The organism is Streptomyces sp. NPDC047981, assembly GCF_040653315.1.
Taxonomy (GTDB): domain Bacteria; phylum Actinomycetota; class Actinomycetes; order Streptomycetales; family Streptomycetaceae; genus Streptomyces.
In genome coordinates this window covers 1-26,039 of the sequence record NZ_JBEZNQ010000057.1, presented here as the reverse complement: position 1 = coordinate 26,039, position 26,039 = coordinate 1, and the positions used below count along the sequence as shown (strand labels likewise).

The window sequence follows — 26,039 nt, the reverse complement described above, 5'->3', positions numbered from 1 at the left end:
CCCTTCGGGGCGGCTGTCGACTGAGCGGCTGACCCCACAGGTGTGCACCCGGGTCCGGGCGTAGGCTCGGACCCGGGTAAACCGCACACGACGCTTAAGGAATCTCTGATGGAGCTCGGTCTCGTCGGTCTCGGCAAGATGGGCGGCAACATGCGTGAGCGCATCCGCCGCGCAGGTCACACCGTCATCGGATACGACCGCAATCCGGACCTCGCCGATGTCCACAGCCTGGAAGAGCTTGTGGGCAAGCTGAAGGGTCCGCGCGTCGTGTGGGTCATGGTCCCGGCCGGTGCCGCGACCCAGTCCACCGTCGACGAGCTGGCGAACCTGCTCTCCCCGGGCGACATCGTCGTCGACGGCGGAAACTCCCGCTGGACCGACGACGAGAAGCACGCCGAGGAGCTCGCCGCCAAGGGCATCGGGTTCGTCGACTGCGGCGTCTCCGGCGGTGTGTGGGGCCTGGAGAACGGCTACGCGCTCATGTACGGCGGCGACGCCGAGCACGTCGCGCGCGTCCAGCCGATCTTCGACGCCCTGAAGCCCGAGGGCGAGTTCGGCTCGGTCCACGCGGGCAAGGTCGGCGCCGGCCACTTCGCGAAGATGGTCCACAACGGCATCGAGTACGCGATGATGCAGGCGTACGCCGAGGGCTGGGAGCTGCTGGAGAAGGTCGACTCCGTCACCGACGTGCGCGAGGTCTTCCGCTCCTGGCAGGAGGGCACGGTCATCCGTTCCTGGCTGCTGGACCTGGCGGTCAACGCCCTCGACGAGGACGAGCACCTGGACAAGCTGCGCGGCTACGCGTCGGACTCCGGCGAGGGCCGGTGGACGGTCGAGGCCGCCATCGACAACGCCGTGCCGCTGCCGGCGATCACCGCGTCGCTTTTCGCGCGGTTCGCCTCGCGTCAGGACGACTCCCCGCAGATGAAGATGATCGCCGCGCTGCGCAACCAGTTTGGTGGCCACGCGGTCGAGACGAAGAAGTAATCCACAGGCTGTGCACCCCGCGGTGCACAGCCGCCGGGGGAAGAAGGTCGGCGCCCACCATGCACGTCACGCATCTGTCGCTGGCCGACTTCCGCTCCTACGCCCGGGTCGAGGTCCCGCTCGACCCGGGCGTCACCGCTTTCGTGGGCGCCAACGGACAGGGCAAGACCAATCTGGTCGAGGCCGTCGGCTATCTCGCCACCCTCGGCAGCCACCGCGTCGCCTCGGACGCGCCGCTCGTACGGATGGGGGCGGACCGGGCGATCATCCGCGCCGCCGTCACCCAGGGCGAGCGCTCCCAGCTGGTCGAGCTCGAACTGAACCCGGGACGCGCCAACCGCGCCCGTATCAACAGGTCCTCGCAGGTCAGGCCCCGTGATGTGCTGGGGATCGTCCGGACCGTGCTGTTCGCGCCGGAGGACCTGGCCCTGGTGAAGGGCGACCCCGGCGAGCGCCGGCGCTTCCTCGACGAGCTGATCACGGCGCGCACGCCGCGCATGGCGGGCGTGCGCTCCGACTACGACCGGGTCCTCAAACAGCGCAACACCCTGCTGAAGTCGGCGGCCATGGCACGACGGCACGGCGGGCGTGGCATGGACCTGTCGACGCTCGACGTCTGGGACCAGCATCTGGCGCGGGCGGGCGCCGAGCTGCTCGCCCAGCGGCTGGATCTGATCGGTGTCCTGCAGCCGCTCGCCGACAAGGCGTACGAGCAGCTGGCACCGGGCGGCGGGCCGATTCTGCTGGAGTACCGGCCGTCCGCGCCGGGTCCCGGGCACACCCGCGAGGAGCTCTACGAGCAGCTGATCGCCGCGCTCGCGGAGGTGCGCAAGCAGGAGATCGAGCGTGGGGTGACGCTGGTCGGGCCGCACCGGGACGAGCTGCTGCTCAAGCTGGGCGACCTGCCCGCCAAGGGGTACGCGAGCCACGGGGAGTCCTGGTCGTACGCGCTGGCGCTGCGGCTCGCCTCGTACGACCTCCTTCGGGCGGAGGGCAACGAGCCGGTCCTCGTCCTCGACGACGTCTTCGCCGAGCTGGACGCCCGGCGCCGGGAGCGCCTGGCCGAGCTGGTGGCCCCGGGCGAGCAGGTACTGGTGACGGCCGCGGTGGACGACGACGTGCCGGGGGTGCTCGCGGGGGTTCGATACGGGGTCGCGGGGGGTTCGGTGGAGAGGCTGTGAGAGCTGTGACGGGTGTGAGCGCGTGAGCGAGAACCAGAATCCGCAGGGCGGTCAGGACCCCAAGGCCCCCGAGCCCTCGGGTGTGGACCTCGCGCGGGTCGCGCTGCGCGCCGCCAAGGAACAGGCGAAGGCGCGGGGCGCGGCGGCCCAGCAGAAGAAGCAGGCGCGGCGCGGCGGCGGACTGCGCTCGGGCGCGCACGCCGACGGGCGGGATCCGGTCGGCCTGGGCGCCGCGATCAACCGGCTGATCACCGAGCGCGGCTGGGAGACGCCGGCCGCGGTGGGCGGTGTCATGGGGCGCTGGCCGCAGATCGTCGGCGAGGACCTGGCGAAGCACTGCGTGCCGCTGCGGTACGACGACGACCCCGAGGAGCGGGTGCTGACCGTCCAGTGCGACTCGACGGCCTGGGCGACGCAGCTGCGCCTGCTCGCGCCGAGGCTGGTGGCGCGGCTGAACGAGGACCTGGGGCACGGGACGGTACGGGTGATCAAGGTCCTGGGGCCGGGATCCGGGCCGCGGCGGGGGTACGGGCCGCTGCGGGCGCCGGGGTCCGTGGGGCCGGGGGACACGTACGGCTAGGGCGCCGGGCGGGTTCGGGCCCCGGCCCAAGGGTGCGGGCGCCCGTGTGCGGTGCGGGTCGCCGCGTGCAGTGCGGGCCCCCGTGGTGCGGGGCCCTCGAGCTGCGGGCCCTGTGACGTGCGGGCCCTGTGACGTGCGGGCCGCCGTGGTGCGGGCAGGGACCGGTGCGGAGCGCGCCCGCAAGGGCGTCGTTCCGCTGTGCCCACCCTCCCCCAGACTTCGTCCGGGGGGACCCCCAGCCCCAGCGGAACGACTGCTCACAGCGGCGGGGAACCGCCCGCGGAGAGGCGCCGGAAACGACCGCCCACGGCGGCGGGACATCGCCCACAGCGCGGGTGGGGCGTCCCCGGAACGGCATGGGCGCGAGGCCGAGTCGCCGTCCACCGCGAAGGGTCACCGCCCGAAGCGCTGGGTGGCCGTCAGAGCCCTTTGGAGCCCCTCCCCGGATATGGGGAGTCGTCTCGCTCCCGCGCAGGGCGGCACATGCGGACTCAGGTACCGGCAAACCCCCATTCATGTCGGCGCTACCGGTAGACTGGTGGACAATCCCGCCACCCTGCGGAACAAGTCGAACGACGCAGCCGCTCCCGTATGCCCGGAGAACGGCCTGTGCTGTGCCAGAAAGGGCGCTTCGTGGCCGATTCCGGCAACCCCAACGAGAACAACCAGTACACCGCCAGCAACATCCAGGTCCTCGAGGGCCTGGATGCGGTGCGCAAGCGCCCCGGTATGTACATCGGCTCGACCGGTGAGCGCGGCCTGCACCACATGGTGCAGGAGGTCGTCGACAACTCCGTCGACGAGGCCCTGGCGGGTCACGCGGACACCATCGACGTGACGATCCTGGCCGACGGCGGCGTGCGCGTCGTCGACAACGGCCGCGGCATCCCCGTCGGCATCGTCGAGTCCGAGGGCAAGCCGGCCGTCGAGGTCGTGCTGACGGTCCTCCACGCGGGCGGCAAGTTCGGCGGCGGCGGCTACGCGGTCTCCGGCGGTCTGCACGGTGTCGGTGTCTCCGTCGTCAACGCCCTGTCGACCAAGGTCTCCGTGGAGATCAAGACCGACGGGCACCGCTGGACCCAGGACTACAAGCTGGGCGCCCCGACCGCCCCGCTCGCACAGCACGAGGAGACCGACGAGACCGGTACCTCGGTCACGTTCTGGTCCGACCCGGACATCTTCGAGACCGTCGAGTACTCCTTCGAGACGCTCTCGCGCCGCTTCCAGGAGATGGCCTTCCTCAACAAGGGCCTGACCATCTCGCTCACCGACGAGCGCGAGTCCGCCAAGGCCACGGTCGGCGCCGACGACCCGGACGCGGAGGCGGCGGCCGAGCCGACCGCGCGCACCGTGCGGTACCACTACGAGGGCGGCATCGTCGACTTCGTGAAGTACCTCAACTCGCGCAAGGGCGAGCTGATCCACCCGACCGTCATCGACGTCGAGGCCGAGGACAAGGAGCGCACGCTCTCGGTCGAGATCGCGATGCAGTGGAACTCGCAGTACAGCGAGGGTGTGTACTCCTTCGCCAACACGATCCACACGCATGAGGGCGGTACGCACGAGGAGGGCTTCCGCGCCGCGCTGACGGGTCTGGTGAACCGCTACGCGCGCGACAAGAAGCTGCTGCGCGAGAAGGACGACAACCTCACGGGTGAGGACATCCGCGAGGGTCTGACGGCGATCATCTCGGTCAAGCTCGGCGAGCCCCAGTTCGAGGGTCAGACGAAGACCAAGCTGGGCAACACGGAGGCGAAGACCTTCGTGCAGAAGGTCGTCCACGAGCACCTCACGGACTGGTTCGACCGCAACCCCAACGAGGCCGCGGACATCATCCGCAAGTCGATCCAGGCGGCCACCGCGCGCGTGGCGGCCCGCAAGGCGCGCGACCTGACCCGCCGCAAGGGTCTCCTGGAGTCGGCGTCCCTCCCGGGCAAGCTGAGCGACTGCCAGTCGAACGATCCCACCAAGTGCGAGATCTTCATCGTCGAGGGTGACTCCGCCGGCGGTTCGGCCAAGTCCGGCCGCAACCCGATGTACCAGGCCATCCTGCCGATCCGCGGCAAGATCCTGAACGTCGAGAAGGCCCGGGTCGACAAGATCCTGCAGAACACCGAGGTCCAGGCGCTGATCTCGGCCTTCGGCACCGGAGTCCACGAGGACTTCGACATCGAGAAGCTCCGCTATCACAAGATCATTCTGATGGCGGACGCCGACGTCGACGGCCAGCACATCAACACCCTGCTGCTGACCTTCCTCTTCCGCTTCATGCGCCCGCTGGTCGAGGCCGGTCACGTCTACCTCTCCCGCCCGCCGCTCTACAAGATCAAGTGGGGCCGGGACGACTTCGAGTACGCGTACTCGGACCGCGAGCGGGACGCCCTGGTCGAGCTGGGCAAGCAGAACGGCAAGCGGATCAGGGAAGACTCGATCCAGCGCTTCAAGGGTCTGGGCGAGATGAACGCCGAGGAGCTGCGCGTCACCACGATGGACGTGGACCACCGTGTCCTCGGCCAGGTGACCCTGGACGACGCCGCCCAGGCGGACGACCTGTTCTCGGTGCTGATGGGTGAGGACGTCGAGGCCCGGCGCTCCTTTATCCAGCGCAACGCCAAGGACGTTCGCTTCCTCGACATCTGAGTCGGTCTCAGCTGACCGTACGAAAGGACTGACGACCAGCAATGGCCGACGAGAACCCCCCTGTGACCACCGAAGAAGAAGAGCCGGTGCTGCGGATCGAGCCCGTCGGGCTCGAGACCGAGATGCAGCGCTCGTACCTCGACTACGCGATGTCCGTCATCGTGTCGCGTGCGCTGCCCGACGTCCGTGACGGCCTCAAGCCCGTCCACCGTCGCGTGCTGTACGCGATGTACGACGGCGGCTACCGGCCCGAGAAGGGCTTCTACAAGTGCGCCCGCGTGGTCGGCGACGTCATGGGTACGTACCACCCGCACGGCGACTCCTCCATCTACGACGCGCTCGTCCGCCTCGCCCAGCCCTGGTCGATGCGGCTCCCGCTGGTGGACTCCAACGGCAACTTCGGTTCCCCGGGCAACGACCCGGCCGCCGCCATGCGGTACACCGAGTGCAAGATGATGCCGCTGGCCATGGAGATGCTCCGGGACATCGACGAGGAGACCGTCGACTTCCAGGACAACTACGACGGCCGCAACCAGGAGCCGACGGTCCTGCCGGCGCGCTTCCCGAACCTGCTGGTCAACGGCTCCGCCGGTATCGCGGTCGGCATGGCGACCAACATCCCGCCGCACAACCTGCGCGAGGTCGCGTCCGGTGCCCAGTGGGCGCTGGAGCACCCCGACGCCAGCCACGAGGAGCTGCTCGACGCGCTCATCGAGCGGATCAAGGGCCCGGACTTCCCGACCGGCGCGCTGGTCGTGGGCCGCAAGGGCATCGAGGAGGCGTACCGCACCGGTCGTGGCTCCATCACGATGCGCGCGGTCGTCGAGGTCGAGGAGATCCAGAACCGCCAGTGCCTGGTGGTCACGGAGCTTCCGTACCAGGTGAACCCGGACAACCTCGCGCAGAAGATCGCCGACCTGGTGAAGGACGGCAAGGTCGGTGGCATCGCCGACGTCCGCGACGAGACCTCGTCCCGTACCGGCCAGCGCCTCGTCATCGTGCTCAAGCGCGACGCCGTCGCCAAGGTCGTCCTCAACAACCTGTACAAGCACACCGACCTGCAGACGAACTTCGGCGCGAACATGCTGGCGCTCGTCGACGGTGTACCGCGCACGCTCTCGCTGGACGCGTTCATCCGCCACTGGGTGACGCACCAGATCGAGGTCATCGTGCGCCGGACCCGCTTCCGGCTGCGCAAGGCGGAGGAGCGCGCCCACATCCTGCGCGGTCTGCTCAAGGCGCTGGACGCGATCGACGAGGTCATCGCGCTCATCCGGCGCAGCGACACGGTCGAGGTCGCGCGCGAGGGCCTGATGGGCCTGCTGCAGATCGACGAGATCCAGGCCAACGCCATCCTCGAGATGCAGCTGCGCCGGCTCGCCGCCCTGGAGCGCCAGAAGATCGTCGCCGAGCACGACGAGCTCCAGGCGAAGATCAACGAATACAACGCGATCCTCGCCTCCGAGGAGCGGCAGCGGCAGATCGTCAGCGAGGAGCTGGCGCTGCTCGTCGAGAAGTTCGGCGACGACCGCCGCTCCAAGCTGGTGCCCTTCGACGGTGACATGTCCATCGAGGACCTGATCGCCGAGGAGGACATCGTCGTCACCATCACGCGTGGCGGCTATGTGAAGCGGACGAAGACCGAGGACTACCGCTCGCAGAAGCGCGGCGGCAAGGGCGTGCGCGGTACGAAGCTGAAGCAGGACGACATCGTCGACCACTTCTTCGTCTCCACCACCCACCACTGGCTGCTCTTCTTCACCAACAAGGGCCGGGTCTACCGCGCGAAGGCGTACGAGCTGCCGGACGCCGGCCGGGACGCGCGCGGTCAGCACGTCGCCAACCTGCTGGCCTTCCAGCCGGACGAGCAGATCGCCGAGATCCTCGCGATCCGCGACTACGAGGCCGCGCCGTACCTGGTGCTCGCCACGAAGGCCGGTCTGGTGAAGAAGACCGCGCTGAAGGACTACGACTCCCCGCGGTCGGGCGGTGTCATCGCGATCAACCTCCGCGAGGCGGAGGACGGCAGCGACGACGAGCTGATCGGCGCCGAGCTGGTGTCGGCCGAGGACGATCTGCTGCTCATCAGCAAGAAGGCGCAGTCGATCCGGTTCACCGCGACCGACGACGCGCTGCGTCCGATGGGACGCGCCACCTCGGGCGTCAAGGGAATGAGTTTCCGCGAGGGCGACGAACTGCTCTCGATGAATGTCGTCCGGCCCGGTACGTTCGTCTTCACCGCCACCGACGGTGGGTACGCGAAGCGGACCAACGTCGACGAGTACCGCGTCCAGGGTCGCGGTGGCCTCGGTATCAAGGCCGCCAAGATCGTGGAGGACCGCGGTTCGCTCGTGGGCGCGCTGGTGGTCGAGGAGACGGACGAGATCCTCGCCATCACGCTCTCCGGCGGTGTGATTCGTACGCGAGTCAACGAAGTCAGGGAGACCGGCCGTGACACCATGGGCGTCCAGCTGATCAACCTGGGCAAGCGGGATGCCGTCGTCGGCATCGCGCGCAACGCCGAGGCGGGCAGCGAGGCCGATGAGGTCGACGAGGCCGACGCCGAGGCCGAGATCGGCGAAGGCGTCGAGGCCGCGACCGCGGCCGAGGCCGAGGCAGCCGAGGGCAACGAGTCCTCGGCCGGGGAGCACGAGGAGTAGAGCGTGAGTGGAGCCACGGGCGCCGGTTCGGCCGGAGCCTCCGCAGGGGCCGGAGCGAACGGTGCCCGTGGCTCCGCCACGGACTCCCAGGGGGTTGCGGTGACGGACACCCGAGGGCAGGGGCCCTCGTACGAGACGTACAACGGGCCGCTGCCCGGCGAGCGCGCGGGCGCGCAGCAGCCGAGCGGGCCGTACCACCCGCCGCAGGCGTACGGCGCGCAGGCGCCGGGCACCGGCGGGGGCGGTACGACGGCCGGCGTGGCAGGCGGTACTGGAGGCGGCGGGGTGGCAGGCGGCGTGGTCGGTGGCGTGGGCGGTCAGAACACGGGCGCCGTGCGCCGGCCGCGGACGGGGGCGCGGACGACGCCGCGTACCCGCAAGGCGCGGCTGCGGGTGGCCAAGGCCGACCCGTGGTCGGTGATGAAGGTGAGCTTCCTGCTCTCCATCGCGCTGGGCGTCTGCACGGTCGTGGCCGCGTCGGTGCTGTGGATGGTCATGGACGCCATGGGCGTCTTCTCGACCGTCGGCGGCACGATCAGCGAGGCGACGGGCTCGAACGAGTCCAACGGCTTCGATCTGCAGTCGTTCCTCTCGCTGCCGCGCGTGCTGATGTTCACCTCCGTCATCGCCGTGATCGACGTGGTCCTGATGACCGCCCTGGCGACGCTGGGCGCGTTCATCTACAACCTGTCGGCCGGATTCGTGGGCGGTGTCGAGCTGACGCTGGCCGAGGACGAGTGACCTGCGGCGGGTGACCCGCGGGGGCCGCACAGAACCGATTTTGGGACTGGCCCCCACGTGCGCTAACCTTCAGGAGTCAGCGCGCGGGACACACACCGCAGAGCGCGGCGGGGCTATAGCTCAGTTGGTTAGAGCGCATCCCTGATAAGGATGAGGCCACAGGTTCAAATCCTGTTAGCCCCACAGTGACGATCGGCCCGAACGGTTCACCCGTTCGGGCCGATTGCATTTGGCGAGACGTGCCCGGACTAGGTCACCGATCGGTATCGGTCGGTGTGTAGAGTGGGCGTCAGAAGTCTCCTACGTCAACGAAAGACGAGGTCGCGCGGTGAAGAAGCTTCTCCTGGTCGCACTGGCCGCCATCGGCGGGCTCCTCGTGTACCGCCAGATCCAGGCGGATCGCGCCGAGCAGGATCTGTGGACGGAGGCGACCGACTCCGTGCCCGCGGGTTCGGGTGTCTGAGTCGCACAAGGTCTGAGGGCGAAGCCCCGGTCGCGTTCGAGCGGCCGGGGCTTCGCGCTGTCCTGGGCGCCGCGGTAGGCGTCCGGGTGCCGCTTCGGGCGCCGCGGCAGGCAATGTGGGGGCGCCGCGGCAGGCGTGTGCGCGCTGTTTCAGGACCGTGACGCCAACCCCCTTGAGTTCACCTGAGCAAATCATTAGGTTGCGAGAGCAAAGTTGAATGATCTCGGTCAAGGGGGCAGAGCGTGAGAGCGCTGAGGGTACGAAGGACAGCGGCGGCCGGCTGGGTGGTGGTGGGGGCGTTGCTCACGCTGCTGCTCACACCGGCGCCGGGAGCGGCCGCGGCCGACGGGGAGGCGGACGGGGGCGCGAGCCTCGTGATGGTGCTCGACTCCTCGGGCTCCATGGGCGAGGACGACGGCTCGGGACGGACCCGGATGGAGGCGGCCCGCACCGCCGTCGGCACTGTCGTCGACGGCCTCCCGGACGGCCACCGCACCGGCCTGCGGGTCTACGGCGCCGACCGGCCCAAGGGCTGCACGGACACCCGGCTGGTCCGTCCGGTCGCGCCGCTGGACCGGGCCGGGCTCAAGGCCGCCGTCGCGGCGCTGAAGCCCACCGGGGACACACCCATCGGTCTCTCCCTGCAGAAGGCCGCGCAGGACCTGCCCGAGCCCGGCGCCGGCGCCGTCGGGGCCGGCCGCACGATCCTGCTGATCTCCGACGGTGAGGACACCTGCGGCGACCCCGCGCCCTGCGAGGTCGCCGCGCAGCTCGCCAAGGACGGCGTCGGGCTGCGGATCGACACCGTCGGCTTCCAGGTGAAGGGCGCGGCGCGCGGCCAGCTGGAGTGCATCGCGGAGGCGGGCAACGGGCGTTACTACGACGCGCCCGACGCCGACGCGCTGGCCCGGCAGCTCCAGCGGGCCGCGCAGCTCTCGGCCGACGGCTACCGGCTGCGCGGCGAGCGGGTGACCGGTACGCCGACGAGCCGCCAGGCACCCGTGCTCGTACCGGGGCAGTACCTGGACTCCATCGGCCCCGGTGAGAAGCGGTACTACGCGGCCGACCTGGACGACGTGTCCACGGCGGACTTCTCCGCGACGGCCGTGCCGCAGGCGGGCGCGGTGGTGGACACGGTCGACGCGCTGGCCACCAGCCTCGTGTACGCCTCCGTCAGCGGCGAGGGCACCTGCGCGACCAACAGCGAGCTGTTCCACCAGGACGAGGGAGCCGTCCCGCTGACCTCGGCGGTCGCCCGCATCCCGACCGAGAAGCGGTACTCGACCTGTGACAACGCGGGGCGCTACTGGTTCGTGGTCGAGCGGCGGAGCAAGCCCGCGTCCGACGCGGCCCGCTGGCCGCTGGAACTGGTCCTCGGCGTCGAGGCGCCGCTGACGGCCGGCGCGGTCCCGGCGGAGTCCCGGCCGGAGTACGGCATCGGCGGCAAGGACGCCGCCCTGCCCACCGGAGACCCCCGTGAGGTCAGGGGCGGGACCGGCTTCAACGACGCCCGTGAGCTGGGGCGGGGTGTGTGGCGGGACCGGCTGCTGCCCTCCCAGACGCGCTGGTACAAGGTGCCGGTCGGCTGGGGACAACAGCTGCGCTACGGCGTCGAGTTCGCCAACGAGCCGACGGTCGACGGGTCCTCCTCGGTGAACTCGTACGGCGGCACGCAGGTCTACACCCCGGCCCGGCACCCCGTGGGCGGCGGTACGGGCGAGTTCAGCTCCCGGACCACGTACGACGGCCGTCCCGCCGCGCTGGGCATGGGGACGGTGCCGGTCGCCTGGACCAACCGCTACGAGCACCACCCCAACGTCGTACCCGTGCACACCACGGGCGGCTTCTACATCGCCGTCACCCTGGGCGCGCGGACGGCGGAGATCGCCGAGAACCCGCGCATCGCGATGGTCCTGCGGATCGCGGTGCTCGGCGAGGAGCTGTCGGGGCCCGAGCACGGCGCGGCTCCGGTGGCGGCGGGCAACCCCGACAAGCGGGGCGAAAGCGCCGCGCGCGCAGACAGCGGAGGGACGGGCGGGGCAGGATGGACCGTCGCCCGGACCGCCGGAGCGGGCGGCGCGGCCGTCCTGCTGATCGCGGGGGCCGTCCTCCTCGTGCGGCGAGCGCGGCGAACGCGGCGCGTACGGGGCGGGAGCGGGACAGTGACGGACACGAGGAGAGGCGCGTGAAGACGCAGCGCGTGAGGACGCCGGGCGTGGGTACGCGGCGCGCGGGGCAGGGTGCGGGTCGGCGCCTGGTGGGGGCGGTGTGCGCGGCCGTGGTCACGGCGGCGGTGCTGCCCGCGGGCACGGCGTGGGCGGCCGGGGACCCGTACGGGTTCGACGGGGCCGCCCAGCCGATCAAGGGCGCCGCTTCCAGCCTGGACGCACGGCAGTTGAAGGCGGGGCAGAGCTACCGCGACAGCATCAAGAAGGACGGCAAGCTCTACTACCGGGTCGACCTCGACGACAAGAAGAACGCGTACGTCTCCGTGGTCGCGGTGCCCAAGCCCGGCGGCAAGGCGGAGTACGGCGACGGCGTCAAGGTGACCCTGCAGGACGGCTCGGGCGCCCAGTGCGGCTACCAGGACTCCTCCTTCGAGTCCGCCTCGTACCCCCGGCCGATCACCGCCTACGCCCACCGCACGATCGAGCCCGACAGCTCCACCTGCCAGCAGGCCGGCGCCTACTACGTGCTGGTCGAGCGGACCTCCAAGGCCGTCTCCACGCCCGACGACTGGGAACTGGAGATCCGGTACGTCCCCGAGCCGGGCGTGAAGCAGACCGGGCCCACCGAACTGCCCGAGAACTGGCCCTCCTCCACCCCCGCGCCGCCGGCCGGCGGCCCACAGAAGCGGCAGGGCGGGGCGGGCTTCCACGACGCCACCTCGCTGCGGCAGGGTGAGTGGCGCGCCGACATCAAGCCCGGCCAGACGCTGTTCTACCGGGTGCCCGTCGACTGGGGGCAGCAGATCTTCGCCAGCGCGGAACTCGGCAGCAGCCCCACCGGCGCCACCGGGTACGTCCCGAACGCGCTGGTGCTCTCGCTCGACAACCCGGCCCGCGGCCATGTCGACCAGAACACCGCCAGCTACGACGGCAAGCCGGCGACGGTGGCGCTCGACGCGCAGCGGCCGGTCGCCTTCGAGAACCGCTTCTCCTCCAGCAGCGACACCAACGCCCTGCGTTTCGCGGGCTGGTACTACCTGACGGCGACGCTCAGCCCGGAGATCGTCAAGGAGTACGGGGACAAGCCGGTACCGCTGACCCTGCGGGTGAACGTCACCCGCACGGCGAAGCAGGGCCCCGCCTACGACGGTGACGCCGGGCCCTTCAAGGTCACCGACGACGACCGGGACGCGGCCGCCAACGGCGCGAGCGGCGCCGAGGCGGCCCGGAACGACGGCATGGTCCTGGTCGCGGCGGCCGGACTCGGCGCCGGCACGGTGCTGCTCGTCGGGCTCGGCGTCTGGACCCTCGCGGGGCGGCGACGGGCGGCGAGGGAGGCGGTGCGGGGCGGACCGCAGGGCGGACCTCAGGGTGGTCCGCCGCAGTTCGGGCCGCCTGCCGCCCGGTAGGAGCGGAGGCGGCCGGGCGGTCAGGTCTGGGTGAGCGCCCAGATGCCGACCGCGAAGCAGACCAGCGCGAGGAACAGCACCGGGACCGCGACCTTCGGGGGCGGTCCCGGTCGCTTTGCCGGGAGCGGGGCCGCGGCGGACACCGCGACGGCGGACGGCACCTGGGTGGGAACCTGTCCGGCCTGAGCGGTGTATTGAACGGTAGAGGCGTGGTTGAACGGCACCGCGGCCGTGGGGGCCTGGGCGAAGTCCGGGGCGGCGGCGGGAAGGGGGGAGGCCGCGTGCGCGGAGGACGTGGGGACCGCCTGTGGGGGCGGCGGGGGCAGATGGAAGCTGCCCGTCTCGGAGGGGCTCGGCAGAGGCGCCTGCGGCTGGGCCTGCTGGGGCTGGGCCTGGTGGGACTGAGCCTGCTGGGACTGGGCGTGGTGTGGATGGGCCTGTTGCGGCGGGGCCTGGCCGTGCTCCGCCTGCGGCGGTACGTCGACGGGAGCGGAGGCGTTCGCGGGCCGGCCGCCCGGGGACGCGGGGCCGTCGGGGCCGAAGCCGGCGGGCAGCGGGCCGATCTGGTCGAAGACCTCGACCGGCTCCTCGTCCGGGCGGGGATCGGGCAGCATCTCGATGGCCGTGGTCAGTGCCTTGCGCACGCCCGTGGCCGTCTTGAAGCGGGCCTCCGGGTCCGGCTGGAGCAGACCGGCCAGCACCTGCCAGAGGGGTTCGGGGATCCCCTCCGGGGCCCCCGGCGTCCCGTGCGCCATGAAGTACTCGATCAGGGCGCGGGAGTCGGGCTTCTGGCCCTGGAGCAGATAGAGCGCGACCAGGCCGACGGCGAAGAGGTCGGCCGGGAAGTCCGGCTCCGCGCCGAGCATCTGCTCGGGCGCGAAGTAACCGGGCGTTCCCACGACGTAGTTGGTCTCCGTCAGGCGGGGCTCGCCCTTGCGCATCGAGATGCCGAAGTCGGACAGCCGCAGATGCGGCCGCCCGGTTCCGGTGACGTCGAGCAGGATGTTCGCCGGCTTGATGTCGCGGTGCACGACCCCCTCCGCGTGCACCGCGGCAAGTCCGGCGAGCAACTGGTCCAGCAGGGTGCAGACGAAGCGCGGCGGCAGTGGGCCGTAGTCGCCTATGACGTGGGCCAGCGACCCGCCGGCCACCAGGTCCATGGTGAACAGCACCTTGTCGTCGTCGGCGGCCCAGCTGGCCGGGGCGAGGACGTGCGGGTGGTCGATCCGGAGCGCCTGCTCGCGGACGAAGCGGAGCAGCGTGTGGGCGTCGCTCTGCTGGAGCACCTTGGCCGCCACATACCGGCGGCGTCGGTGGTCCCAGGCCCGCCAGACCGCCCCGACACCACCCCGTCCGATCGGGTCGACCAGTTCGTACCGTCCAGCGAAGACCTCACCCATCGCGCTGCGCCCGCTCCCCGTCATGCCTCGTCCGTCCGGCACCGGCTGCCGGACGGGCTGCTCTGCGTCAGTTCTGGTGCGACTCGTAGTGCGCGACCGCGTCGGCGGTGCGCCCGGCGCCGTACACCCGGAGGAACTCTGCCAGTTCGGGGTGGGCGGGGGCGAGAGAGTCGGCCGCGTCGATGATGTCGCCGGCCGCCGCGACCGAGCGCAGCAGCGACTGGATCTCGCGCACCACCCGGCGCACGGTCGGCGCGCCCGAGCTGGTCGTGGTCTGGCTGGTGCCGGTGAGCACCGAGCCGCCCTGGGACTTCTTGATCTCGTCCATCCGGTCGGTGGCCTCGGCCGCGCTGACGCTGCCGTCGGCGACCTGGCCGGCGAGCTCCTGCAGGGCCTGGACGCGCTGGACGACGGCCGGGTTGCCGATCTTGGCCCGCTGACCGCTCATCAGCTGGGAGAGCATGGGCGCCGACAGTCCGAGTACAGCGGCGAGACGGGCCTGGTTGAGGCCGAGATCGTCGATCAGCCGACGGAAGAGCGCCCCCAGCGGCTCTCCGTACCAACTGCGCTGAAGCTCGCGGGCTCTAGCCGTGGCTTCTTGCTGCACTGCGTCCATTACTTCTTCTCCCCATCCCTTAGGTTCGCCACTGCGAACCTCGGTCAGCATCTTACGGAGCGTGGTCGCCGACCGGGAGTCCCAATCCTTTTGCGGGAATGAGGGGGTGACCCGGTACTCTGTTCTCGTTCCGGGGCCTTAGCTCAGTTGGTAGAGCGCTGTCTTTGCATGGCAGATGTCAGGGGTTCGACTCCCCTAGGCTCCACTTCTCACACCCCTCTCGACCTGCGGAAACGTGGGCCGGGAGGGGTGTTTTGCGTGCGCGGCACGTGGGTGTCGGGGCGGTACGCCCGGGGTCCGGGCGGATGTGAGGGGGTCGGCTCGGCGGGGTGCCCCCGTTCCCGTCCGGTGGCGGCGTCCAGCTGCCCGGTGGGCCGTCCGGCCGAGTCTGCGGGACCGTGCCGATTGGCCCACGATCGCGGGCCCTGATTGGACCTCCTGCCCTGGGCCACCGGACCGTAACGTCGTGTCCATGGCGAACACCGACTCCGTGGTACAGCCGGCATCCAGGGCTCCCCGCGCGCTGCTTCTCGCCCAGTTGAGCAACGCGATCGGCGACGGCGCCTTCTACGTGACGTCCGCCCTCTACTTCAGCCAGATCGTCGGCCTGTCCGCCGCCCGCATCGGCATCGGTCTGACCCTCGCCTGGGCCGTCGGCTCGGTCGCGGGAGTCTGGCTGGGCCACCTCGCCGACCGACGCGGGCCCCGCACCACCGCCGTCCTGCTCGCCCTCGCCACGGCGGCGGCCGTCGGCTCGTTCCTCCTCATCCGCTCCTTCGTGCCGTTCCTGGTCGCCGCCGCGGTGTACGCCACCGCCCAGAGCGGCCTCGCCGCCGCCCGGCAGGCGCTGCTCGCGGGCCTCGTCGAGCCCGCGGCCCGTACGGAGGTACTGGCCAGGCTGCAGTCCACCCTCAACGCGGGGCTCGCGGTCGGCGCCGGTCTCGGCGGGCTCGCCCTGCACGCCGGCACCCGTACCGCGTACCTCTCCGTCTTCGCCCTGGACGCGGCCGGTTTCCTCGTCTGCGCCCTGCTGCTGCGCCAACTGCCCGCCGTCGCCCCCGCCCCGGCGACCGCCGTCGGCGAGCCGCGCCTCGCGGTGCTCCGCGACCGCCCGTACGCGCTGCTCACCCTCCTCAACGCCCTGATGCTGCTGCGGCTGCCGCTGCTCAGCCTCGCGCTGCCGCTGTGGATCGTGCAGCGCACCTCCGCGCCGGGCTGGACCGTGTCGGCGCTCTTCGTCCTCAACACCGGGGTCGTGATGCTCTTCCAGGTGCGGACGGCGCGGAAGGTGACCGGCCTTCCCGAGGCCACGCGCGCGGTGGGCCGTGCCGGTGTCGTCATGCTCGCCTCGTGCGCCGTCTTCGCGGTGACCGCCGTCGGCCTCGGACCGTGGACGACCGTCGCCGTCCTCGTGCTGGGTGCGGCGCTCCAGGTGGTCGCCGAGATGCGCCACTCCGCGGGCTCCTGGCAGATCGGCTTCGCCCTCGCGCCCGCCGGCCGGATCGGCCAGTACCAGGGCTTCTACGGCACCGGTGTCCCCGTCGCGCGGACCCTCGGCCCGCTCCTTGTCACGGCGCTCCTGGTCACCTGGGGCGCGCCCGGCTGGCTGGTGCTCGGCGGGATCTTCCTGCTGACCGCGGCCCTCACCGGGCCCGCCGTGCGGTGGGCCGAGCGGGCCCGTACGCAGGCGTCGGCCGCGCGGGCCACGGGGGAGCCGGTCGGCGCGCGTTGAGCCGGACGAGTGGTGTTCATCCGAAGAACTGCGCGGTGACGGCGTCGTTCCGGGCAATCCGGAGCCGCGTCCCCATCATGAGGAATGTACGAAAAACGCGCAATCCGAAATGAACCATCCGAGAACCTGACGAACTCCACGAACATCACGAACTTCATGAACGTCCCGAGCACCACACGACGAAAGCGAGGGGCCATGGCCACCGCCAAGGTCAAGCAGTTCTGGACCGCCTTCATCTCCGTACTCTTCGCCCTGCTCGCCTCCGTCGGCCTGGCGTCCACCGCCACCGCCGCGCAGGCTCCCGCCGTCCAGCTTCCGGAGGAGCCGGCCGCCGCGCCCGCCCCCGCCGGAGCGCGCACCACCGCCTCCGTACCGGCGCAGAGGTCGGCCTATCAGTGGCCCACCACGGTCCGCGAGCGCTCGCTGCCGCCCACGATCAAGCAGCGCATCGGCGCCGAGGCCCACAACTCCTCGCCCTCCGTACGCCACCTGCGCGGTGACGCCCCGACCGAGACGACGCTCGCGGACCAGACGGAGCTGTCGGGCCTGGCGCTCGCCGCGGCGGCGTAGCACGTGGGGAGTCGATTCGTTCCTCCCCACGTTCACCGCCGCACGCCACCCGAGCGCCCGGAACGCCTCGAAGCCCTGAAGGCCCCGACGGACCCGATCGCGGGGGCAGCCCACGGTCAGCGACGCTCGTCGCGCCCCGTGTCCCCTTCCGCATCGGCCTCGGCTTCAGCCTCGGCTTCGGCCTCCTTGGCCTCCACCTCGGGATCGAGAGCCCCACTGCCGTCGACGGACGACAGCGGCGAGGTCCGGGACGACGGTTCCGTGACACCCTCATCGACCTCGGTAGGAGCGGGCGGTTCGACCAGCCAGTCCGGGTTGGCCTGCTTGTCCCACCACTTCCACGCACAGAAGACGCCGGCGGCCACCACGCCGAGGACCACCAGGCCCTTGGCGAGACGACCGGCCCTGACACGGCGCTCGTGCTTGCGCACGAGCTTCTCGATCTCCTTCGGTGTCACCTGACCGCGCAGCGCGGCCCAGGCGGCCACCGAGCGCGATCCGGCCTCGTCGAGAACGGGACCGGTAGCGGCGACCGCGTGTTCCACACGTGGTTTGGTGTAGTCGGCCGCCTGACGGGCGGCCTTGCGGGTCATCAGCGCGGCACGGTGCGCGGCGTCGTCGACCCGGGGCGGTACATGGGGCGCCACATGGGCGTCGTACTGCACACGAGCTTGAACACGGGCCTGCGTAGCGGCCTTCGAGACTTTCGGCGCGAGCCGGACACGTGCGTCGTGCGCATAGCGCGCGGCCTGGTCCTTGGCAGCGCCGGCGTACTGAGCGGCCTGCTCCTTGGCCGACTCCGCATAGGGCGCCACCACTTCCGCGGCGTGCAGGTAGCTGTCCTTGGCCGAATCGGCCGCGGCGCGCACGCTGTCCATCCGGGTCACGGGATCCTCCTACTCGGTGGTGGTGTCGGTTTTTCGCCTTTCCACCCTTTTCGAAATCATGCCTGTCCGATCGCGGTCCGGCATGCGGGGCGGGCATCCGGGGCATAGGCACGACTACTCACGACGCTTCCGGCCTTCCGTGCGAGGATGCGATGCGCGTCAGTGGGCAGACAGACGGGAAGGCGGACCGTGGCCGATCAGCTCTACGCCACTCTCAGGACCAGCCGGGGTGACATCGAGATCCGGCTGCTGCCGGAGCACGCGCCCCACACGGTCCGTAACTTCACCGAGCTCGCCCGCGGCGAGCGGGAGTGGACGCACCCGGCGACCGGCAGGGTCGCCGCCGACCCGCTGTACGACGGCACCGTCTTCCACCAGGTCATCGAGGGTTTCATGATCCAGGGCGGGGACCCGCTGGGGAACGGCACGGGCGGTCCCGGGTACGGGTTCGACGACGAGTTCCATCCCGAGCTCTACTTCGACCGGCCCTACCTGCTGGCCATGGCCAGCGCGGGCCCCGGCACGAACGGCTCGCAGTTCTTCATCACCGTCGGCGCGACGACCTGGCTGAACCGCAAGCGCACGATCTTCGGCGAGGTCGTCGGCGCGAAGAGCCGGAAGGTCGTCGACACGATCGCCTCGGTCCCGGTCAACCCGAACACGAAGCGGCCGCTCAACGACGTGGTCCTGGAGTCGGTCGTCATCGAGACGCGCCCGCCCGCCGCCGACCCGTCGGCCCGCTGACGCGTCGGCCCGCTGACGCGCCCACCGGGGAACCATTCCGCCCCACCCGTCCGTACAGGTAGGGCGGGGCGCTTCCTCGCCGCGCCGCCCCCATCTCCTCGGGAGGGACCTCCATGGAGCCGCAGTCCGGCCTGCCGCACTGTTACCGCCACCCGGACGTCGAGACAGGCATCCGCTGCACCCGCTGCGACAAGCCGATCTGCCCGCAGTGCATGGTCTCGGCGTCGGTCGGTTTCCAGTGCCCCGACTGTGTGCGCAACGGCTCCGGCACGGGCCACGCCCCCGACGCCAATCAGCCCCGTACGCTCGCGGGCGGCCGGATCGCGTCGGACGGGCGTCTGGTCACCAAGATCCTCATCGCGATCAACCTGGCCCTCTTCATCGTCGTCCACACCGCCGGCGACCGGGTCCTGGACGAGCTGTCGCTGATCGGCTACGCCTACAGCCCGCAGCTCGGCGAGCTGGTCGGCGTCGCGGACGGCGAGTGGTACCGGCTGCTGACCTCGACCTTCCTCCATGAGGAGGTCGCGCACTTCGTCTTCAACATGCTCGGACTCTGGGTCATCGGCGGCATCGTCGAACCGGAGCTCGGCCGGATCCGGTACACCGCGCTCTGTCTGCTCTCCGGACTCTCGGGCTCCGCCCTCGCCTATGTGATCGCGCCTTCGAACCAGCCCTCCCTCGGCGCCTCCGGCATCGTCTTCGGCCTGATCGGCGCCTGGGCGGTGCTCACCCGGCGGCAGCGGTACGACATGCGGCCGGTCGCCCTGTTCGTCGCCCTCTCCCTGCTGCTGACCTTCACCCGCCCCGGAATCTCCTGGGAGGCCCACATCGGCGGCCTCGTCGGCGGCGCGCTCGTGACCTACGGTCTGCTGCACGCGCCGAGGGACCGGCGGAACCTCGTGCAGTACGGGGCCTGTGGACTGGTGCTCCTGATCGACCTGGTCATGGTCCTGGTCCGCTCGGCTGTCCTCACCTGACCGATCGGGTGTGCTCACCTGAGCGCCTAGGGCTGTGGACGAGCTTCTTGCAAAGCTTTCCCCAGAGTTATCCACAGCGCGTGGTGGATCTTGTGCACCTCGTCCGGAACGACCGCACCCCCCGCTCCTGAGCTGGTCTTTTCCAGCGGGAGCAGGGGGTGTGGTGGGTGTGGGGCGGCGTTGCCGCAGTCACACCGGCGTCAACCCGGTACGAGTTATCCACAGATCTTCGTAAGTTATCCAGTGCTGTGCACAACGCTGTGGATAAGTTCAGGGCAAGGCTTGACGGGCGCGTCGGGCGCCCGCTACTTCCACTGCGTGGAGACGCCGAACCCGGCCGCGATGAAGCCGAAGCCCACCACGATGTTCCAGTTGTTGATGGACTTCACCGGCAGCGTGCCGTCGGTGACGTAGAAGACCACGATCCACACGAGCCCGATCAGGAACAGCGCCAGCATCACCGGTGCCACCCAGCTGCGATTGGTCAGCTTGATGTTGGTGGCCTGCTTGGCGGGCGGGGGCGTGAAGTCGGCCTTCTTGCGGATACGTGACTTCGGCACGAGGGACTCTCCTGTCGATGCGCTGCGTGACCGCGCAGGGAACTGTGGCTGGCGCCGGGGTGGGACGGCTGGGTGACATAGGGACGACCACTGCGTCCCCCGGGCGTCCGTTAGCGTAGTGCTTCCACGGCACCGAAGGGGATCAGGGTACGTTGAGCAATTCTGCCGACTCTTCCCCCGGGCCGGGCCGACCCACCAGGTGGCGCCCCGTCCGGGTGCTGACCGCTGCCGTCTTCGCCCTCGCCGGGCTGATCTTCGTGACCAGCTTCAACACCGCCAAGGGTACGAACATCCGGACGGACGCGTCGCTGCTGCGGCTCTCCGACCTGATCGAGGAACGCAGCCACAAGAACGCGGGACTGGACGAGTCCACCGCCGCCCTCCGCGCCCAGGTCGACGGCCTCGCCGCCCGCGACGACGGCTCCACGCGCGCGGAGGACGCCCGGCTGCGCGCCCTGGAGGCCGCCGCCGGTACCACCGAGACCTCCGGGCCCGGCCTGACCGTCACCCTGAACGACGCCCCGCCGAACGCCCAGGCGGCCCCCGGCTACCCCGAGCCGCAGGCCAACGACCTGGTCATCCACCAGCAGGACCTCCAGGCGGTCGTGAACGCGCTCTGGCAGGGCGGCGCCCAGGGCATCAAGGTCATGGACCAGCGGCTCATCTCGACCAGCGCCGTCCGCTGCGTGGGCAACACCCTGATCCTCCAGGGCCGGGTCTACTCACCCCCCTACAAGATCACCGCAGTGGGTGACCGGGGAAAGCTGGCCAAGGCGCTCGCCGACTCCCCGGCCGTGCAGAACTACAAGCTGTACGTGAAGGCCTACGGCCTCGGCTGGAAAGTCGACGAGCACAGGGCGGTGACTCTTCCCGGCTACTCGGGCACAGTGGATCTCCACTACGCGAAGCCTGCGAGCTGATGAGCTGATCAGCCGACGAGCTGGCGAGCCGACTGCGGGGAGGCCGGCCGGTGACGGTGCGACTGATCGTCCGGACGTTCAGCGAGCTGTGCCTCACCGTCGGGACCCTGATCGTCCTCTTCGTCGTGTACGTCATGTACTGGACCGGCGTCCAGGCCCAGAGCGCCACGGCCGGGCAGATCGACACCCTGGAGCGGGAATGGGTGGACCGGCCCGTCGCCGAGACCGTCACGGCCGCGCCGCCCCCCGAGCCGTACCGGGCCGGCCGCGGCATCGCCGTCATGTACGTCCCGCGCCTCGGCAAGGACTGGGAGTGGCCCGTCCTGGAGGGCACGTCCCCCGGCGTCCTCAAGAAGGGCCTCGGCCACTACGCCGCCACCGCCCGCCTCGGCCAGACCGGCAACTTCTCCGTCGCCGGCCACCGGCGCACGTACGGAGATCCGTTCAAGGACTTTCCCCGGCTGCGGCCGGGTGACGCGGTCGTCCTCACCGACGGCACCACCTGGTACACGTACCGCATCGCCCGCGCCCCGCTCCGCACCGTCCCCACCGACATCGGCGTGATCGACCCCGTGCCCCGCAAGTCCGGCTTCGACGGCCCGGGCCGCTACCTCACCCTCACCACCTGCGAGCCGGAGTGGGGCAGCAGCCACCGGCTGATCGCCTGGGCGCACCTCGACGCCACCCAGCCTGTGACGCAGGGCAAGCCACCGGCTTTGACGGGCTGACCCCTCAACGATCCATCGACCCGTACTCTGGTGCCCGTAACGAACGGAAGGGGCAGCGGACGTCATGTACGGCTGGATCTGGCGGCATCTGCCGGGCAACGCGTGGGTACGGGCCCTCATCTCGCTCGTCCTCGTCCTGGGGGTCGTCTACGCCCTCTTCCAGTACGTGTTCCCCTGGGCGGAGCCTCTGCTTCCGTTCAACGATGTGACGGTGGACGGCCAGTGAGCGCGCGGATTCTCGTCGTCGACAACTACGACAGCTTCGTCTTCAACCTCGTCCAGTACCTCTACCAGCTCGGCGCCGAGTGCGAAGTGCTGCGCAACGACGAGGTCGAGCTGAGCCACGCGCAGGACGGCTTCGACGGCGTCCTGCTCTCACCCGGACCGGGCGCGCCCGAACAGGCCGGTGTCTGCATCGACATGGTGCGCCACTGCGCCGACACCGGGGTGCCCGTCTTCGGCGTCTGCCTGGGCATGCAGTCGATGGCCGTGGCGTACGGCGGTGTCGTCGACCGCGCCCCCGAGCTGCTGCACGGCAAGACCTCGCTCGTCACGCACGAGGGCCAGGGCGTCTTCGCCGGCCTGCCGTCGCCGTTCACCGCGACGCGCTACCACTCGCTGGCCGCCGAACCCGCGGCGCTGCCGGCCGAGCTCGAGGTCACGGCCCGCACGCAGGACGGCATCATCATGGGCCTGCGCCACCGCGAACGGGACGTCGAGGGCGTCCAGTTCCACCCCGAGTCGGTGCTCACGGAGCACGGCCACCTGATGCTCGCCAACTGGCTGGAGCGGTGCGGCGACAAGGGGGCGGTGGGCCGGTCGGCGGGGCTCGCGCCGGTGGTGGGCAAGGCCGTCGCGTGACGACGGGGTCGCCGTGGTTCCGGGCGACGAACCTGCCGGAGGACGAGCAGGAGGCGATACCGGCGTACGAACAGCAGGCGCACGAGCAGCCGGCGTACCCGTACCAGCAGGAGTACGCGTACGAGCCGACACCAGAACCGGTGCCGTCGCCGGCGCCGGCGACGGAGCGCCCGTACGAGCCGTCCCCCGAGGAGCCCTACGAGGCCGCGTACGCGCCTCGGGACGAGACGATGGGTCTGCGGACCGTGGAGCCCGCCGAGGCGCCTGAGACGGCCGTGACGCCGCTTCCCGGCCCCGGCAGGGCGGAACGCAGGCGCGCCGCGAAGGGCAAGGGCCGCAAGGGAGCCCCCGCGCAGGCCTCCGAGACTCCCGCCCAGCCGATGTCCCGCGTCGAGGCCCGCCGCGCGGCGCGCGCGGCGAAGGACAGCGTCGGCGTCGTCGCCAGCCGGTTCGTGGGCGAGCTGTTCATCACCTTCGGCGTCGTCATGCTGCTGTTCGTCACCTACCAGCTGTGGTGGACGAACGTCCGCGCCGATCAGCAGGCGAACAAGGCCAAGGGACAGATCGAGGACGCCTGGTCCAAGGGCAGGGCGCCGGGAGCGTTCGAGCCGGGACAGGGCTTCGCCATCATGTACATCCCCAAACTGGACGTGGTCGTCCCCGTCGCCGAGGGCATCGACAAGCCCAAGGTCCTGGACCGGGGCATGGTCGGCCACTACAGCGAGGGCAGTCTGAAGACGGCGATGCCCGCCGACAAGCAGGGCAACTTCGCGGTGGCCGGACACCGCAACACCCACGGCGAACCCTTCCGGTACATCAACCGGTTGGAGCCCGGCGACCCGATCGTCGTGGAGACGCAGGACGCGTACTACACGTACGAGATGGCGAGCATCCTGCCGCAGACGGCCCCGTCCAACGTCTCGGTGATCGACCCCGTGCCCAAGCAGTCGGGCTTCAAGGAGCCGGGCCGCTACATCACGCTGACCACGTGCACGCCCGAATTCACCAGTACGTACCGGATGATCGTGTGGGGCAAGATGGTCGAGGAACGCCCGCGCAGCAAGGGGAAACCGGACGCGCTCGTAGGCTGACCCCCTACGGAACCCACGAACCACACCTCAGGACGGGACGACGCAGTGGCACGTGCGCGCAACTGGATCGCCGGAGTCATCAGTGTCTTCGGCGAACTCCTCATCACCGCGGGCCTGGTGCTCGGTCTCTTCGTCGTCTACTCGCTGTGGTGGACGAACGTCCTGGCCGACCGCGCCGCCGACAAGGACGGCAACCAGGTCCGCGACAACTGGGCCGCGTCGGGCCCCGGCGCCCTGGACACCAAGGACGGCATCGGCTTCCTGCACGTCCCGAAGATGGGCGCCGGCGAGATACTCGTCAAGAAGGGCACCGACAGCAAGACGCTCAACAACGGCGTCGCCGGCTACTACACCGACCCGGTCAAGTCCGCCCTCCCGCAGGACAAGCAGGGCAACTTCACCCTGGCCGCGCACCGCGACGGGCACGGGGCGAAGTTCCACAACATCCACAAGTTGAAGAACGGCGACTCGATCGTCTTCGAGTCCAAGGACACCTGGTACGTCTACAAGGTCTACAAGAGCCTCCCGGAGACGACGAAGTACAACGTGGCCGTCCTCCAGCCGGTCCCGAAGGAATCGGGCAAGGCGAAGCCGGGCCGCTACATCACGCTGACGACGTGCACGCCGATGTACACCTCGGACTTCCGCTACATCGTCTGGGGCGAACTGGTCCGCACCGAGAAGGTCAACGCCGAGCGCACGCCCCCGGCGGAGCTGCGGTAGCCGCACCGGACAGCGAAGAGCCCCGGCATCCTCCTGGATGCCGGGGCTCTTCGCGTGCGTGGCGCGTCGGTGCGGCTGCTAGTCGAAGAAGCCGCCGTTGTTGCCGCCGTTGTTGTTGCCGCCCGCCGTGAAGACGGTGACCGTCTGGCCGGTGGTGATCGGGCTGCCCTCCGGCGGGTTGGTGCCGAAGACCCTGGCGTCGCCGCTGTTCGAGCCCTGCTGCTGCACGACCAGGCCGAGGGCCTCCAGCTGCGCCTTCACCTCGTCGAACGTCTTGCCCGAGAGACCCGCGGGGATCGTCGTCTGCGTCTGCTGCGGGCCCTTGGAGACCTTCAGCGTGATCTGGACGTCCTTCGGCTGGTTCGTGCCACCGCTCGGAGTCATCCCGGTGACCGTACCGGCCGGCTGCTGGGAGTCTTCCTGCTGCTGGGCGATGTTGGTGAAGCCGAGCTGGTTGAGCTGCTGGATGGCCTGGTTGACCTCACGGCCCGTGACGTCCGGCAGCTGCGACTTCTCCTGCTTGGCCACGACGATCTTCACGGGCGAGTTCTGTTCCGCCTTCGAGCCGCCCGCGGGGTCCTGGCGCAGGACCGTGCCCGGGTCCTCGTCGGACTCCTCCTGCTCGACGACGACCTTGAAGCCCTTGTCCTTCAGGTTCTTCTCAGCGGTCTCCTGGGACTTTTCGACCACGTCCGGGACCTCGATCTGCGGCGCGCCCTCGGAGACGACGACCGAGATCGTCTCGCCGACGGTCATCTTCGCCACGCCGTCCGCCGCCGGCGTCTGGCTGCAGATCTTGCCCTTCGGCTGCTCGCACCGCTCGGAACCCGACTGGGTGACCTTGACCCCGGCGTTCTTCGCCGAGCCCTCGGCCTCCTTGAGGGTGTGCCCGACCAGCGACGGGATCGTCACCTGCTGCGGCTCTTCCTTCGTGTCGAAGATCGAGCGGCCGATGAGGATCGCGCCGACCAGCACCAGGATGCCCGCGAGCACCAGCAGGATCGTCGAGGTGTTCGACTTCTTCTGGCGGCGGCGGTCCGGGCGGTCGTCGTAGCCGTAGCCGCCGTCGTCCGGGTTGATCGGCGGGAGCATGGAGGTCTGGCCGGCCGGGTCGGCCTGGCGCAGGGCGGTCGTCGGCTGGTCCTCGGGGGCGTAGCCGCCGTAGCCGTTGCCGTAACCGCCGCCGTACGCCACCGCGCCCATCGCCGCGGCTGCCGCGACGGGCTGGCCGTCGAGGCAGGCCTCGATGTCGGCGCGCATCTCGTCGGCGGACTGGTAGCGGTAGTCGGGGTCCTTGACCAGCGCCTTCAGGACGATGGCGTCCATGTTGGGCGTGATCTCGGGGTCGAAGTTGCTCGGCGGCTGAGGCTCTTCCCGCACGTGCTGGTAGGCGACCGC

The 26,039-nt window shown here is 70.5% G+C and carries 24 protein-coding genes and 2 tRNA genes; 21 read left to right on the top strand and 5 right to left on the bottom strand.

The window, feature by feature from the left end:
- The first annotated feature begins 108 nt into the window (after positions 1-108).
- The 10 genes from gnd to AB0E14_RS28150 all read left to right on the top strand — a co-directional run bounded on the left by gnd (position 109) and on the right by AB0E14_RS28150 (position 12,829).
- Positions 109-987 carry a phosphogluconate dehydrogenase (NAD(+)-dependent, decarboxylating) gene (gene gnd, locus AB0E14_RS28195; protein WP_362423998.1) on the top strand — a complete coding sequence of 293 codons (879 nt, stop codon included), beginning with the start codon at positions 109-111 and terminating at the stop codon, positions 985-987.
- Positions 988-1,046: 59 nt separating this feature from the next.
- Positions 1,047-2,168 (top strand): DNA replication/repair protein RecF, encoded by a 1,122-nt coding sequence (gene recF, locus AB0E14_RS28190; protein ID WP_362423995.1) that lies wholly within the window; start codon positions 1,047-1,049, stop codon positions 2,166-2,168.
- 22 nt (positions 2,169-2,190) lie between these two features.
- Positions 2,191-2,748: a DciA family protein gene (locus AB0E14_RS28185; RefSeq protein ID WP_362423992.1), complete on the top strand. Its 558-nt coding sequence runs from the start codon at positions 2,191-2,193 to the stop codon at positions 2,746-2,748.
- 609 nt (positions 2,749-3,357) lie between these two features.
- A complete protein-coding gene (gyrB, locus tag AB0E14_RS28180; protein ID WP_362423989.1) occupies positions 3,358-5,388 on the top strand; it encodes a DNA topoisomerase (ATP-hydrolyzing) subunit B in 2,031 nt (676 codons plus the stop codon).
- 41 nt (positions 5,389-5,429) lie between these two features.
- Positions 5,430-8,048, top strand: a complete 2,619-nt coding sequence (gene gyrA, locus AB0E14_RS28175; RefSeq protein WP_362423986.1) for a DNA gyrase subunit A — start codon at positions 5,430-5,432, stop codon at positions 8,046-8,048.
- A gap of 99 nt (positions 8,049-8,147) precedes the next feature.
- Positions 8,148-8,789 (top strand): DUF3566 domain-containing protein, encoded by a 642-nt coding sequence (locus AB0E14_RS28170; RefSeq protein ID WP_362423983.1) that lies wholly within the window; start codon positions 8,148-8,150, stop codon positions 8,787-8,789.
- 109 nt (positions 8,790-8,898) lie between these two features.
- Positions 8,899-8,972: transfer RNA gene (locus AB0E14_RS28165), tRNA-Ile, on the top strand.
- A gap of 145 nt (positions 8,973-9,117) precedes the next feature.
- Positions 9,118-9,252, top strand: coding sequence for a DLW-39 family protein (locus AB0E14_RS28160; protein ID WP_003958712.1), 135 nt, complete (start codon positions 9,118-9,120; stop codon positions 9,250-9,252).
- A 242-nt stretch (positions 9,253-9,494) separates the two neighbouring features.
- On the top strand, positions 9,495-11,441 hold the full coding sequence (locus AB0E14_RS28155) for a VWA domain-containing protein (protein WP_362423980.1): 1,947 nt from the start codon (positions 9,495-9,497) through the stop codon (positions 11,439-11,441).
- Positions 11,438-12,829 (top strand): hypothetical protein, encoded by a 1,392-nt coding sequence (locus AB0E14_RS28150; protein ID WP_362423977.1) that lies wholly within the window; start codon positions 11,438-11,440, stop codon positions 12,827-12,829. The genes AB0E14_RS28155 and AB0E14_RS28150 overlap by 4 nt, the downstream gene beginning before the upstream one ends.
- 20 nt (positions 12,830-12,849) lie before the next feature.
- Here AB0E14_RS28150 and AB0E14_RS28145 read toward each other — a convergent pair whose 3' ends face one another.
- Entirely contained in the window at positions 12,850-14,229 is a 1,380-nt protein-coding gene (locus tag AB0E14_RS28145) for a serine/threonine-protein kinase (protein WP_362424062.1), read from the bottom strand.
- A gap of 67 nt (positions 14,230-14,296) precedes the next feature.
- Entirely contained in the window at positions 14,297-14,845 is a 549-nt protein-coding gene (locus AB0E14_RS28140; protein ID WP_362005411.1) for a DNA-binding protein, read from the bottom strand.
- A 132-nt stretch (positions 14,846-14,977) separates the two neighbouring features.
- Between AB0E14_RS28140 and AB0E14_RS28135 the strand changes: the two genes are divergently transcribed.
- From AB0E14_RS28135 to AB0E14_RS28125, 3 genes are all read left to right on the top strand, one after another.
- Positions 14,978-15,050 (top strand) — tRNA-Ala (locus tag AB0E14_RS28135).
- A gap of 267 nt (positions 15,051-15,317) precedes the next feature.
- A complete protein-coding gene (locus AB0E14_RS28130) occupies positions 15,318-16,577 on the top strand; it encodes an MFS transporter (protein ID WP_362423974.1) in 1,260 nt (419 codons plus the stop codon).
- 195 nt (positions 16,578-16,772) lie between these two features.
- Positions 16,773-17,147 (top strand): DUF6344 domain-containing protein, encoded by a 375-nt coding sequence (locus tag AB0E14_RS28125; RefSeq protein ID WP_362423971.1) that lies wholly within the window; start codon positions 16,773-16,775, stop codon positions 17,145-17,147.
- A 116-nt stretch (positions 17,148-17,263) separates the two neighbouring features.
- Here AB0E14_RS28125 and AB0E14_RS28120 read toward each other — a convergent pair whose 3' ends face one another.
- Positions 17,264-18,034 carry a DUF5324 family protein gene (locus tag AB0E14_RS28120; RefSeq protein WP_362423968.1) on the bottom strand — a complete coding sequence of 257 codons (771 nt, stop codon included), beginning with the start codon at positions 18,032-18,034 and terminating at the stop codon, positions 17,264-17,266.
- Between the two features lie 189 nt (positions 18,035-18,223).
- On the opposite strand from AB0E14_RS28120, the gene AB0E14_RS28115 reads away from it, so the two are divergent.
- Together AB0E14_RS28115 and AB0E14_RS28110 are read left to right on the top strand one after the other, a co-directional pair.
- A complete protein-coding gene (locus AB0E14_RS28115) occupies positions 18,224-18,778 on the top strand; it encodes a peptidylprolyl isomerase (protein WP_362423966.1) in 555 nt (184 codons plus the stop codon).
- A 113-nt stretch (positions 18,779-18,891) separates the two neighbouring features.
- Positions 18,892-19,758 carry a rhomboid family intramembrane serine protease gene (locus AB0E14_RS28110; protein ID WP_362423963.1) on the top strand — a complete coding sequence of 289 codons (867 nt, stop codon included), beginning with the start codon at positions 18,892-18,894 and terminating at the stop codon, positions 19,756-19,758.
- 305 nt (positions 19,759-20,063) lie between these two features.
- Here AB0E14_RS28110 and crgA read toward each other — a convergent pair whose 3' ends face one another.
- Complete coding sequence (gene crgA / locus AB0E14_RS28105) at positions 20,064-20,318, bottom strand: cell division protein CrgA (protein WP_137988265.1); 255 nt, start codon at positions 20,316-20,318, stop codon at positions 20,064-20,066.
- Between the two features lie 152 nt (positions 20,319-20,470).
- Here crgA and AB0E14_RS28100 point away from each other — a divergent pair, with 152 nt between their 5' ends.
- The 6 genes from AB0E14_RS28100 (at position 20,471) to AB0E14_RS28075 (ending at position 24,641) form a co-directional block, all read left to right on the top strand.
- Entirely contained in the window at positions 20,471-21,238 is a 768-nt protein-coding gene (locus AB0E14_RS28100) for a DUF881 domain-containing protein (protein WP_362423958.1), read from the top strand.
- 50 nt (positions 21,239-21,288) lie between these two features.
- Positions 21,289-21,966, top strand: coding sequence for a class E sortase (locus AB0E14_RS28095; protein ID WP_362423955.1), 678 nt, complete (start codon positions 21,289-21,291; stop codon positions 21,964-21,966).
- A gap of 64 nt (positions 21,967-22,030) precedes the next feature.
- The gene (locus AB0E14_RS28090) at positions 22,031-22,192 is read left to right on the top strand and encodes a hypothetical protein (RefSeq protein WP_362005436.1); all 162 of its coding nucleotides are present in this window, start codon (positions 22,031-22,033) and stop codon (positions 22,190-22,192) included.
- Entirely contained in the window at positions 22,189-22,827 is a 639-nt protein-coding gene (locus AB0E14_RS28085; RefSeq protein ID WP_362423951.1) for an aminodeoxychorismate/anthranilate synthase component II, read from the top strand. Before AB0E14_RS28090 ends, AB0E14_RS28085 begins: the two co-directional genes overlap by 4 nt.
- On the top strand, positions 22,824-23,918 hold the full coding sequence (locus tag AB0E14_RS28080; RefSeq protein WP_362423948.1) for a class E sortase: 1,095 nt from the start codon (positions 22,824-22,826) through the stop codon (positions 23,916-23,918). Before AB0E14_RS28085 ends, AB0E14_RS28080 begins: the two co-directional genes overlap by 4 nt.
- A 45-nt stretch (positions 23,919-23,963) precedes the next feature.
- Positions 23,964-24,641, top strand: a complete 678-nt coding sequence (locus AB0E14_RS28075) for a class E sortase (protein WP_362423945.1) — start codon at positions 23,964-23,966, stop codon at positions 24,639-24,641.
- A 78-nt stretch (positions 24,642-24,719) separates the two neighbouring features.
- Here the strand turns inward: AB0E14_RS28075 and AB0E14_RS28070 are convergent.
- Positions 24,720-26,039 (bottom strand): PASTA domain-containing protein (locus tag AB0E14_RS28070; RefSeq protein ID WP_362423942.1); only part of this gene is annotated, 1,320 nt, incomplete at its 5' end.

What these genes read in the sequence shown, in the direction of transcription:
- AB0E14_RS28110 (WP_362423963.1), top strand. Translation starts at nt 18,892, where the DNA reads ATGGAGCCGCAGTCCGGCCTGCCGCACTGTTACCGCCACCCGGACGTC.
- gyrA (WP_362423986.1), top strand. Translation starts at nt 5,430, where the DNA reads ATGGCCGACGAGAACCCCCCTGTGACCACCGAAGAAGAAGAGCCGGTG.
- gnd (WP_362423998.1), top strand. Translation starts at nt 109, where the DNA reads ATGGAGCTCGGTCTCGTCGGTCTCGGCAAGATGGGCGGCAACATGCGT.
- AB0E14_RS28125 (WP_362423971.1), top strand. Translation starts at nt 16,773, where the DNA reads ATGGCCACCGCCAAGGTCAAGCAGTTCTGGACCGCCTTCATCTCCGTA.
- AB0E14_RS28130 (WP_362423974.1), top strand. Translation starts at nt 15,318, where the DNA reads ATGGCGAACACCGACTCCGTGGTACAGCCGGCATCCAGGGCTCCCCGC.
- AB0E14_RS28145 (WP_362424062.1), bottom strand. Translation starts at nt 14,229, where the DNA reads ATGGGTGAGGTCTTCGCTGGACGGTACGAACTGGTCGACCCGATCGGA.
- recF (WP_362423995.1), top strand. Translation starts at nt 1,047, where the DNA reads ATGCACGTCACGCATCTGTCGCTGGCCGACTTCCGCTCCTACGCCCGG.
- AB0E14_RS28090 (WP_362005436.1), top strand. Translation starts at nt 22,031, where the DNA reads ATGTACGGCTGGATCTGGCGGCATCTGCCGGGCAACGCGTGGGTACGG.
- AB0E14_RS28140 (WP_362005411.1), bottom strand. Translation starts at nt 14,845, where the DNA reads ATGGACGCAGTGCAGCAAGAAGCCACGGCTAGAGCCCGCGAGCTTCAG.